The 10,534-nt window shown below is 42.3% G+C and carries 8 protein-coding genes, 6 tRNA genes, 1 rRNA gene and 1 pseudogene; 15 read left to right on the top strand and 1 reads right to left on the bottom strand.

What is annotated here, in order from left to right; translation table 11 throughout:
• Nucleotides 1–10 precede the first annotated feature (10 nt).
• The 15 genes and pseudogenes from rrf to Hs30E_RS11650 form a co-directional block, all read left to right on the top strand.
• Nucleotides 11–126, top strand: a 5S ribosomal RNA gene (gene rrf / locus Hs30E_RS09460).
• A 120-nt stretch (nucleotides 127–246) separates the two neighbouring features.
• Nucleotides 247–319: transfer RNA gene (locus Hs30E_RS09455), tRNA-Val, on the top strand.
• 39 nt (nucleotides 320–358) lie between these two features.
• A tRNA-Tyr gene (locus Hs30E_RS09450) sits at nucleotides 359–439 on the top strand.
• A 10-nt stretch (nucleotides 440–449) separates the two neighbouring features.
• Nucleotides 450–520: transfer RNA gene (locus Hs30E_RS09445), tRNA-Trp, on the top strand.
• A 10-nt stretch (nucleotides 521–530) separates the two neighbouring features.
• Nucleotides 531–603 (top strand) — tRNA-His (locus Hs30E_RS09440).
• Nucleotides 604–617: 14 nt separating this feature from the next.
• Nucleotides 618–689, top strand: a tRNA-Gln gene (locus Hs30E_RS09435).
• Between the two features lie 34 nt (nucleotides 690–723).
• Nucleotides 724–807: transfer RNA gene (locus Hs30E_RS09430), tRNA-Leu, on the top strand.
• Between the two features lie 576 nt (nucleotides 808–1,383).
• Nucleotides 1,384–1,839 (top strand): DUF536 domain-containing protein, encoded by a 456-nt coding sequence (locus tag Hs30E_RS09425; protein ID WP_172209708.1) that lies wholly within the window; start codon nucleotides 1,384–1,386, stop codon nucleotides 1,837–1,839.
• A 210-nt stretch (nucleotides 1,840–2,049) separates the two neighbouring features.
• On the top strand, nucleotides 2,050–3,063 hold the full coding sequence (gene gap, locus Hs30E_RS09420) for a type I glyceraldehyde-3-phosphate dehydrogenase (protein ID WP_172209707.1): 1,014 nt from the start codon (nucleotides 2,050–2,052) through the stop codon (nucleotides 3,061–3,063).
• Nucleotides 3,064–3,162: 99 nt separating this feature from the next.
• On the top strand, nucleotides 3,163–3,510 hold the full coding sequence (locus tag Hs30E_RS09415) for a zinc ribbon domain-containing protein YjdM (protein ID WP_172209706.1): 348 nt from the start codon (nucleotides 3,163–3,165) through the stop codon (nucleotides 3,508–3,510).
• Between the two features lie 152 nt (nucleotides 3,511–3,662).
• Nucleotides 3,663–3,989 carry a YlbF family regulator gene (locus Hs30E_RS09410; RefSeq protein WP_172209705.1) on the top strand — a complete coding sequence of 109 codons (327 nt, stop codon included), beginning with the start codon at nucleotides 3,663–3,665 and terminating at the stop codon, nucleotides 3,987–3,989.
• An 80-nt stretch (nucleotides 3,990–4,069) separates the two neighbouring features.
• Complete coding sequence (gene recG / locus Hs30E_RS09405; protein WP_172209704.1) at nucleotides 4,070–6,088, top strand: ATP-dependent DNA helicase RecG; 2,019 nt, start codon at nucleotides 4,070–4,072, stop codon at nucleotides 6,086–6,088.
• 144 nt (nucleotides 6,089–6,232) lie between these two features.
• Complete coding sequence (locus Hs30E_RS09400) at nucleotides 6,233–6,781, top strand: TetR/AcrR family transcriptional regulator (RefSeq protein ID WP_172209703.1); 549 nt, start codon at nucleotides 6,233–6,235, stop codon at nucleotides 6,779–6,781.
• A gap of 76 nt (nucleotides 6,782–6,857) precedes the next feature.
• Nucleotides 6,858–7,694, top strand: a complete 837-nt coding sequence (locus Hs30E_RS09395; RefSeq protein ID WP_172209702.1) for an SDR family NAD(P)-dependent oxidoreductase — start codon at nucleotides 6,858–6,860, stop codon at nucleotides 7,692–7,694.
• 945 nt (nucleotides 7,695–8,639) lie between these two features.
• A pseudogene (locus tag Hs30E_RS11650) lies at nucleotides 8,640–8,852 on the top strand (hypothetical protein); the annotation flags it as partial.
• 38 nt (nucleotides 8,853–8,890) lie between these two features.
• On the opposite strand, the gene mnmE reads toward Hs30E_RS11650, so the two are convergent.
• Nucleotides 8,891–10,258, bottom strand: coding sequence for a tRNA uridine-5-carboxymethylaminomethyl(34) synthesis GTPase MnmE (mnmE, locus tag Hs30E_RS09385; protein WP_172209701.1), 1,368 nt, complete (start codon nucleotides 10,256–10,258; stop codon nucleotides 8,891–8,893).
• Nucleotides 10,259–10,534 lie beyond the last annotated feature (276 nt).

Here is a 10,534-nt window from a genome sequence, read left to right as displayed (position 1 = left end):
AGCAAGTAAGTTTGGTGCTAATAGCATGAGAGATACACCTGTACCCATGTCGAACACAGTAGTTAAGTCTCATCACGCCGGAAGTAGTTGGGGGTTGCCCCCTGTGAGATAGGGTCGGTGCCAAGCTAAGAGAGAGCGATTGTGAGGTCGCTTTTATTGGGAGTTTAGCTCAGCTAACGCGTAAGCGTTTGTGTCGAGGCTTGCGTAGCAACCGTAGACACAGGGCAGTTGAGTTAAAGTTCGTATGGGAGTTTAGCTCAGCTGGGAGAGCATCTGCCTTACAAGCAGAGGGTCGGGGGTTCGAACCCCTCAACTCCCATTAGGTGTATGCCTAATGGAATAATTGAATATATAATCTGGAAGGGTAGCGAAGTGGCTAAACGCGGCGGACTGTAAATCCGCTCCTTTGGGTTCGGGGGTTCGAATCCCTCCCCTTCCATATTACCTTTACGGGCATAGTTTAAAGGTAGAACAAAGGTCTCCAAAACCTTTGGTGTGGGTTCAATTCCTGCTGCCCGTGTTGCAACATGGCGATTGTGGTGAAGTGGTTAACACACCGGCTTGTGGCGCCGGCATTCGTGGGTTCGATCCCCATCAGTCGCCTTATCTATTATTAATGGGGTATAGCCAAGCGGTAAGGCAAGGGACTTTGACTCCCTCATGCGTTGGTTCGAATCCAGCTACCCCAGTTTAATGGTCTTGCCATTATAATTAAAAGAATTTGCCGGCGTGGCGGAATTGGCAGACGCGCTGGACTCAAAATCCAGTGTCTTCACGGACGTGCCGGTTCGACCCCGGCCGCCGGTATTTGATAAATACAAGCAAATTTTAATACAATGATAGAGTTTAATGGCTCTTTTTTTGTATATTTAAATTAGCAGAATTTAAAATTTTGCGTTCGTCATCATTGTTGTAACCTGAATCTCCGAACATGTCACTACAGAACGCTCGAAATATTGAAATATCAGCATTCGTGATAAAAGATGTGTAGTTTATATTCATATTTTCGATATTTCAAGGGATTAGTAGTTATATGTCGGGATTTTAGACTTAATAATTCCTACCATTGCTGGATTTTCATAAAAAATCGTGATGTGTTCGGGGAAATAGACACGGAAATTTCATGTTTTATTACAATTATGTAACAAAATAATAAAAGCCTTTAAAACATTGAGATTTTCATACTTTTTCGTGCATATAAAAATTTTGAATTCTTAAGACGATCTTGCTTAAAGTCTTGATTTACAAGAAGTTTAGTGTATTTTAGAAATTGTGATGTCATTTACTTGTAACAAACCGTGAAATTTCCGTGGGAAATAGATGCGGTGCTTGATTTTTTGTTATAATTAATGTATTGGCTAGAAGTTATGGAGATAGATTGATATGAAAAATATGACTGTGACGGAGTTATCGGAGGCTTTTGGGGTAACACGTCAGGCGATGAATGCGCGCGTTAAGAAGCTTGATGAGGGGTTTTTGGACAAGAATGACCGTGGTGTCACTGTTGTCAATGAGGAGGGAATCAGAGCGTTAGAGAAGCATTATGAAAAGGCGATTTTGGCGGAAGATGATGAGGTTGTTGAGTTTCTTGTTGAGAAAGTGCCAGAGGCGATTGATTTTGATAGAATTTTGTCTGATTTGATGCTGGATAAAAATGCTGAAATTGTGCGTTTGGTTGAGCAGATTGCGATTAAAGATTTGCAGATTGCGGAGAAGGATAAGCAGTTGGATCAGCAGCAGCAGTTGACGGCTAAGGCTTTGACAGAGCGTGAGCAGACTTTGCTTGAACTTGAGAATGAGAAATCGAAATCTTTTTTTAAGCGTTTGTTTAATAGATGATAGGTATAGTTTTATTGGAAGTGTGAAATGGTGCTTTTTTGTAATGTGTTACAGTACAATAAACGAGTGAAATGAACATTTTTTCTTGCAAAAATGCGATAAAAAGGGTATGATTATAATGTAAGTTAATTATTTAACTTTCAGTTGTTATAGATGCTTTGGCATTTAGATTAAATAATTATTGATTTCCATAAGGAGGATTTCTACAAAATGGTAGTTAAAGTTGGTATTAACGGTTTCGGCCGTATTGGTCGTCTTGCTCTTCGTCGTATTGAAAATATTGAGGGTGTTGAAGTTGCACGTATCAATGATTTGACAAATCCTGCAATGCTTGCACATTTGTTGAAATATGACACAACTCAAGGTCGTTTCGACGGTACTGTTGAAGTTGAAGAAAATGGTTTTGACGTGAATGGTAAATTCATCAAAGTTTCTCAAGAAGCTGACCCTACAAACATTGACTGGGCTGCTGATGGTGTAGAAATCGTTCTTGAAGCAACTGGTTTCTTTGCAACTAAAGAAGCTGCTGAAAAACATTTGCATGCTAATGGTGCTAAAAAAGTTGTTATCACTGCACCTGGTGGAGCAGATGTTAAAACTGTTGTTTTCAACACTAACCACGACATTCTTGATGGTACTGAAACAGTTATTTCTGCTGGTTCATGTACAACGAACTGTCTTGCACCGATGGCTGATGCTTTGAACAAAAACTTTGGTCTTAAAGTTGGGACAATGACAACTGTTCATGGTTACACTGGTGACCAAATGACACTTGATGGTCCTCACCGTGGTGGCGATTTCCGTCGTGCGCGTGCTGCTGCTGAAAATATCGTGCCTAACTCTACTGGTGCTGCTAAAGCAATCGGTCTTGTTATCCCTGAATTGAATGGCAAACTTAAAGGTCATGCACAACGTGTTCCTGTTCCAACTGGTTCATTGACTGAATTGGTAACAATTCTTGACAAAAAAGTAACTGCTGAAGAAATCAATGCTGCAATGAAAGCTGCTGCTAACGAATCTTATGGTTATAACACAGATGAAATCGTTTCATCTGACATCGTTGGTATTGGCTTTGGTTCATTGTTTGATGCAACTCAAACTGAGGTAACTGAAGCTGCTGACGGTTCACAATTGGTTAAAACTGTGTCTTGGTATGACAATGAAATGTCTTATACATCACAACTTGTTCGTACGCTTGAATACTTTGCATCAATTGCTAAATAATATGAGTTATTGAGCGGGAAACGAGGAATGCAGATTCCCCGTTTTTCTTTTGCTTGCTGTTGGTTCTTGTCAGAGCCTAGATTTAAAAGGAATATGATTATGGCAACATCTAAATGCCCAAATTGTGGGAGTGAGTTGACTTATGAGCTGTCTGATACGACTTTTGGTTGTTCAGAATGTGGCAATGAGTTTACGCAAATTGATATTGATAATGCGAGTGACAAATTTGTTGTGCTTGATTCTGCTGGGGTAGCATTGGCGACTGGCGATGATGTGATTATTATTCAAGATTTGCCTGTGAAGGGCATGCCTAAGCCGATTAAAAAGGGAACTAAGGCGAAGAATATTAAGATTAACGAAAATGGGAAGAATGGGCATTTTATTGATGCTAAGATTGATGGTTTTGGTGCTATGGGATTGAAAGGTTCTGTTGTGAAAAAGGCTTGAGTTTACCATTTTTTATATGCGCATGATAGAAATATTGTGCGTTTTTTGGTAAAATAGGTGTAGTCGAAAAATATGATACTGAAAAGCGTTGCGACGTAGGTGTAAACTTTCGTAGAAAGTTAGCTTGAAGTTCAAATTAAAGGAGAAATTTCATGAATATTTATGATACGATGAATCAGCTGGAGCGTGAGTTGCGTGCTTTGCCTGAGTATACGGCTGTTGTGGCTGCTATGGCGGCTGTAAAGGCTGATGAGGCGGCGAATGCTTTGTATGGGGAATTTATGGCGATTCAGTTGAAAATGCAGTCTGGTCAAGCTTTGAGCGAGGATGAGCAGAAAGCAGCGCAGGAGTTGTTTGGCAAGTTGCAGGAAAATTCGATTTTGTCTGAGATGCTGGCCAAGGAGCAGGCTTTGCAGATTATTATGTCGGATTTGCAGAATATTGTGTTTAAGCCAATGCAAGAATTGTATGGGGAATAGTTTGATTTGAAAGCGAGTTTTCTCGCTTTTTTTGTATTTCTATTAAAGCTAGGAGATGAAAAGCATGGTATAATAAAATTATGAAACTTACAGATTCAATTCAATTTTTAAAAGGTGTGGGGCCGAAGTCTGTTGCGCGTTATCAGGGGCTTGGGATTTTTACTGTGCAAGATTTGTTGTTATATTTTCCTTTTCGTTATGATGATTTTGCGGCGAAGTCGGTTTTTGAGTTGATTGACGGTGAGAAAACGACGATTGTTGGGCGGGTTGTGACGCCAGCTAATGTCTCGTATTATGGCGCTCGGCGTAATCGACTGACTTTTAAGATTAAGCAAGGCGAGGCGGTCGTTTCGGTTAGTTTTTTTAATCAGCCTTATTTGCAGGATAAGGTGGTAATGGATGCTGAGATTGCGATTTATGGTAAATGGGATGCGAAAAAGCTTAGTATCACGGGTATGAAAATTTTGGGGCAAGTTGAGAATGGTTTTCAGCCTGTTTATCATGTGATGCAAGGTGTTAAGCAGTCTAGTCTTGTGGCTTTGATTCAGACGGCTTTTGATAATGGTTGTGGCGAGTTGATTGAGGAGAATTTGCCTGATTTTTTGTTGCAGAAATATCGGTTGGTGGCGCGGAAAATTGCGGTGCATGCTATGCACTTTCCAGTTGATGAAGAGGCGCATCGGCAAGCGTTACGTCGAATGAAGTTTGAGGAGTTGTTTTATTTCCAGTTGAAGTTGCAGGCACTTCGTCTCAAAGAAAAGGCTGTTACGCAAGGCTTGGTTATCAAGTTTGACGATAAAAAAGTAGCAGAAAAAATAAGTGAATTGCCCTACCATTTGACAAAGGCGCAAGAGTCATCGCTTGGCGAGATTTTGGCGGATATGGCGAGTCCGTATCATATGAATCGGCTTTTGCAGGGCGATGTGGGGAGTGGGAAGACGGCGGTGGCGAGTCTGGCGATGTATGCGGCGGTGACGGCGGGGTTTCAGGCGGCGTTAATGGTGCCGACGGAGATTTTGGCGAATCAGCATTTTGAGAGTTTGCAGCAGCTTTTTCCCGAGTTGCGTGTGGCGGTGTTGACGAGCGGGATGAAGGTGGCTGAGCGGCGCGAGGTGTTGGGGTGTCTTGAAAATGGCGAGGTGCAGATGATAACGGGGACGCATGCGCTGATACAGGAGGCGGTCAACTATCAGCGTTTGGGGCTTGTGATTACGGATGAACAACATCGTTTTGGGGTCAATCAGCGGAAGATTTTTCGTGAAAAGGGGCAGAATCCAGATGTGTTGATGATGACGGCGACGCCTATTCCGCGAACGCTTGCGATTACGGCTTTTGGCGATATGGATGTGTCGGTAATTGATGAGTTGCCTGCGGGTAGACAGCCGATTACGACACGGTGGGTCAAGCATGAGCAGTTGATGCCGCAGATTTTGCCTTGGGTGGCTGATGAGGTCGTAAAAGGAGCGCAAGTTTACTTTATCTCGCCTTTGATTGAGGAGAGCGAGGTCATGGATTTGAAAAATGCGACTGAACTTTTTGGCGAGTTGCAGGACTTTTTTGGTTTGTCAGCGCAGATTGCTTTGCTCCATGGTAAGATGAAAAATGCTGAAAAAGATCAGATTATGGCTGATTTTAAGGCGAAGAAATATGATGTTTTGGTATCAACGACTGTAATTGAGGTTGGGGTTAATGTGCCAAATGCGACGATTATGGTTATTATGGATGCCGATCGCTTTGGCTTGTCGCAGTTGCATCAGTTGCGTGGGCGTGTTGGTCGGGGCGAGAAAAAGTCTTATACGATTTTGGTTGCTAATCCCAAGTCTGATACGGGTAAGCGGCGTATGCAGATTATGACTGAGACGCAAAATGGTTTTGTTTTAGCTGAAGAAGATTTGAAAATGCGCGGCAGTGGCGAGATTTTTGGCACACGACAGTCGGGTATTCCTGAATTTTCTGTGGCTGATATTGTCAATGATTATCCTATTTTGGAAGTGGCAAGACAAGAGGCAGTCGCGATTTTTGCTGATGAATATTTGGGTGATAGAGCTGAATTTCAGATGATTTTGGCTAATTTGGGTGTGGTTGATATTTATGATTAGACTACTTGTTCAATGTGCCTTAGCCGTTGACGCATTTGTCTGAAACTTTTTCAAAATCTTATGTTTTATTTGAGTGTTTTTCTTGACTTTAAGTAAACGTTCATTTACAATAGAGTTATGAGGAAAATTGACCTTAATAAAAAAATGGCAATTGCGCAATCGGTCTTTGAACTTGTCCAAACACAGGGAATTGTCAATCTGAGTATGGCTAAGATAGCGAAACTTGCCAATGTGTCGGTACGCACGATTTATATCTATTATCAGGATAAGGAGGACTTGTTGGGGCAACTCTATCTGGCGGTTAAGCTGAAAATTGATGCTGGCTTGGCTGAGCAATTGGCTACGACGGCAGATTTGTTTGAGCAGTTGGCAGTGACGATTGCACATTTTGCGCAAGCCTATAATCGATGGCCTAATGAGATGATTTATATGCGGGCGATTCAGCAAAATCCTGAGCTTGTGAGTCATGAGGTTCACAAGCAGACGTTAGCGATTGCTTTGCCGATTTTTCAGATGTATGAGCGGATGCAGGCAAGTGTTGACTTTAAGCATTTACCAGTTGAGACGTTTACTGCGATTGCAGCTGGAGCGATGAATATGATGATTGAGCAAGCGATTGTTTGCGGCAGACCGATTTCTGAGGAACAAATTGCGGTACTTATTGTGGCAACACAGGATGCGGTAAGGGCATGAGTGCCTTTATCTTTTAAAGAAAAGTAAATGATTGTTTATTTAAATTAGTTTGAAGTTCAAAAAAGGAGAAATTGATATGACGAAAGTAGTAGCGATTACGGGTGCGAGTAATGGTATGGGGTTTGCGGCGGCGGAATTATTTGCGGCTAAGGGATGGACGGTTTATGGTGGTGCGCGGCGTGTGGCGAAAATTCCGACTGGCGAGCGGATTCATGCGTTGAAACTGGATGTGACGGATAATAGCTCAAATCGAGCATTTATTGAGACGATTTTGGCGCGTGAGGGGCGGATTGATGTGTTGATTAACAATGCGGGGTATGGCGAATATGGTCCTGTCGAGGATATTTCGCTTGACAAGGCGCGCACGCAATTTGAGACGAATTTCTTTGGTACGGCTGATTTGACACAGCTTGTTTTGCCAACGATGCGAGCTCAGAAATCGGGGCGAATTATCAACATTTCCTCAATTGGTGGCGATATTTACGTGCCTTTGGGGGCTTATTACCATGCGACTAAGGCGGCGCTACAACAGTGGAGTGATTCTCTGGACATTGAGATTGCACCATTTGGCGTGCGCTCAATCATCGTCCAACCTGGAGGTACGCGTTCTAGCTGGGGCGAGATTGCGATGCAAAATGCTCGGAAAAATCTTAAGGTGGGTTCGGTTTATACGCCGTTGGTTAATCAAGTCGCGGCTTTGCTCAATGCGGATGCTAGTGCGATTGGGGCGAGTTCCGAGGATTTAGCGAAAGTTTTTTATGCCGCTGCGACAGATGAGCGACCAAAACGGCGCTATTTCCATGCCTTTGGCGACCGAGCGGTGGTTTGGTTGGCGCGTAGTTATCCACGTGTTTTTAAGAAAAGTTTTATGGCGGTGATGAAGTTTTTGAGTCGGCGGGCTGAGAAGAAATAAGAAAACGCTTGAAATGATGTTTTTTTGATGAAATCGCAATATAGTACTTATCCTAAACATCCATTAGCTTGTTAAAAATAATTGATATTAGGAAATTGGCGGCTTTTTATGAGAAAATTGACTGCGAAAGTAGTAAGGGGAGTTATGAAAAAAAGAATAATGTTAGCGGCAATCATGGCAATGGGATTAGCGACACCAGTATTTGCTGAAACTAGTAAGAGTAGTGAATCAGTAATTTTGAAAAGTGATATAAAAATTGATGTACCTGAAACTGTAAAAACAGATAAATATGGTTTGGCGGAGATTTCAGGTGAAACACTTGAAAAAGCTAAAGTAATAGGTGGCGATAAAACAGTCACAGCAACAAATAAAGGAAAATTTGTTCTCAAAAAGAAAATTTCCACAACCAAACCTAAAAAGATTACAATTGAGGTATCAAAAGATGGTTTGTCAAAAAAAGTTAAAGTGAAGGTAATACCGAATAAGACTTTTGTAAAAAGAATGAAACAGCTGACACCCACGGTAGAAAAAGAGGTTACGGCTGATGAAAATGGCTTTGCTGTTATTAGAGGCGAGGCATTAGTTGGTGCAAAAATAACAACTTCTACTGGTACTGTCAAATCTGATAAAAAAGGTGTGTTTACATTAAAAGCGCAACTTGATGATGCTGAACCAAAGACGATTGTATTGACAGTTGAAAATAAAAAATGGAAGATTTCAAAAAAGGTAGAGATAACTATCAAGCCTGGTTCGGCGTATCGTGATAAGAAAAGTTCGGAATCAAGAAGTATTGAACAATCGGAGTCAGAGCAATCACGAGTGGCAGCGGAGCAAGCACAAGTAGCAGAGCAGTCACGAGTGGCAGCGGAGCAAGCACAAGCAGCAGAGCAATCACGAGTGGCAGCGGAGCAAGCACAAGTAGCAGAGCAGTCACGAGTGGCAGCGGAGCAGGCACAAGCAGCAGAGCAATCACGAGCGGCAACTGCTCAAGCGCCTAGTACGACCGATAGAATGGTTTATGTTACAGGTGGAGGGAAAAGTGATGTCTATTGGTATGGAACCTCTCTTATGCCAAGTAATACGAATAAGAATAATATTGTTACAATGTCAGAATCGGAGGCAATAGCACAAGGCAAACGCCATTCTTTGAAAGAATAGAGAATAATAAAGAGTTGTCCCAATCGGAACAACTCTTTTTATTTCCCCAAACAAAATTGGCTAAACAACTGCGTAATCAATTCATCAGGTGCGGCATCGCCAGTAATTTCGCCGAGAATTTCCCAAGTTCTTGTCATATCAACTTGCACGAGGTCAACAGGCATACCGAGGTCAAGACCGCTATTGACAGCATCCAGTGCCTCAAGCGCCTGCTCAATCAGCGCAATATGGCGCGAGTTCGACAGATAGGTCGCGTCTTGCTCGACCAGCCCCGCATTTTCAAAGAAAAGCGCGTTGATTCTTTCTTCGATTTGTTCAATGTTGGTGGCGTTGATAACGGCTATTTTGATGACATCGTGAGGCAGTTCAGCCGTGTCAATAGTTTGAGGTAAATCCATTTTATTGAGCAAAACAATCCGATTAGAGTTCTCGCTCAGCGCCAATAATTGCCGATCTTGGTCGGTCAGCGGTTCGTTGGCATTTAGTACCAACAAAACCAAATCAGCCTCATCTAGCGCCTTACGTGAGCGTTCAACGCCAATTTTCTCAACGACATCATCTGTTTCGCGAATACCCGCCGTGTCAATAAGTTTGAGCGGAATACCATTAATATTGACATATTCTTCAATAACATCGCGCGTTGTGCCAGCAATATCGGTCACAATCGCTTTGTCTTCACCAAGCAGATGATTGAGCAGGCTGGACTTGCCGACATTTGGGCGACCGATAATCGCAGTTGACAATCCTTCGCGGAGAATTTTGCCACGTTTGGCAGTTTTCAGTAGATTTTCTAGTAAATTTTTAAAGGCAGCGGTTTTCTCACGGAGCATTTTCGTGGTCATTTCTTCAACATCGTCGTACTCGGGATAGTCGATATTGACTTCGACTTGGGCTAGCGTTTCGAGAATTTCTTGGCGCGTTTTGTTAATCAAGTTTGACAGACTGCCGTCAAGTTGCTTAACGGCAATGTTCATGGCTTGATCTGTTTTGGCGCGGATAATATCCATGACCGCCTCAGCTTGTGACAAATCCATGCGACCATTGAGGAAAGCACGTTTGGTAAATTCTCCAGGCTCAGCAAGCCTTGCACCATTGCGCAAAATGAGCTGAAGAATCTCGTTCATAACGGCAATCCCGCCATGCGTGTTAATCTCAATGATGTCCTCGCGCGTGAACGTTTTGGGCGCTCTCATGACACCAACCATAACCTCGTCAAGAACGCGCGTGTTATCAGCAATATGCCCGTAGTTGAGCGTGTGGCTGGCGCACTTGGTCAGAGTTTTTCCCGTAAATACTTTATCTGCAATGGCAATGGCGTCGCTACCAGAAAGGCGAACGATACCGATTGCCCCCTCGCCTAGAGGGGTGGAGATGGCTGCTATTGTGTCAAATTCTTTTGTTATCATAGTTTTATTTTACCATAAAATCGGACTTTATTAAGGTAGTTAGCTCAAATTGTCACTTTGGATAATAAGTGATTTTATATTTTCAATAAAATGGTATTAAATGTTTTTTATAGAATAAAGTGGACAGTTTGTTTAAAGTGATTTAGACGATTAGACTTCTCCCAAAAATAAAAAAATTTGTTATACTATAGTCATGAACTATGAATCCCTCACGAAACTCAGCGATAGTCATTTTAAACGTCTAGTTGGCGTTAAACGTCCAACCTTTGAATCTAT

The organism is Pseudolactococcus hodotermopsidis, from assembly GCF_011170085.1.
GTDB classification, from domain to species: Bacteria; Bacillota; Bacilli; order Lactobacillales; family Streptococcaceae; genus Pseudolactococcus; species Pseudolactococcus hodotermopsidis.
This window is presented reverse-complemented; position numbering and strand designations above follow the sequence as displayed.

Excerpts from the sequence above, each read along its gene's own strand:
- Hs30E_RS09425 (WP_172209708.1), top strand. The coding sequence starts at position 1,384 with ATGAAAAATATGACTGTGACGGAGTTATCGGAGGCTTTTGGGGTAACA.
- gap (WP_172209707.1), top strand. The coding sequence starts at position 2,050 with ATGGTAGTTAAAGTTGGTATTAACGGTTTCGGCCGTATTGGTCGTCTT.
- Hs30E_RS09415 (WP_172209706.1), top strand. The coding sequence starts at position 3,163 with ATGGCAACATCTAAATGCCCAAATTGTGGGAGTGAGTTGACTTATGAG.
- Hs30E_RS09410 (WP_172209705.1), top strand. The coding sequence starts at position 3,663 with ATGAATATTTATGATACGATGAATCAGCTGGAGCGTGAGTTGCGTGCT.
- recG (WP_172209704.1), top strand. The coding sequence starts at position 4,070 with ATGAAACTTACAGATTCAATTCAATTTTTAAAAGGTGTGGGGCCGAAG.
- Hs30E_RS09400 (WP_172209703.1), top strand. The coding sequence starts at position 6,233 with ATGGCAATTGCGCAATCGGTCTTTGAACTTGTCCAAACACAGGGAATT.
- Hs30E_RS09395 (WP_172209702.1), top strand. The coding sequence starts at position 6,858 with ATGACGAAAGTAGTAGCGATTACGGGTGCGAGTAATGGTATGGGGTTT.
- mnmE (WP_172209701.1), bottom strand. The coding sequence starts at position 10,258 with ATGATAACAAAAGAATTTGACACAATAGCAGCCATCTCCACCCCTCTA.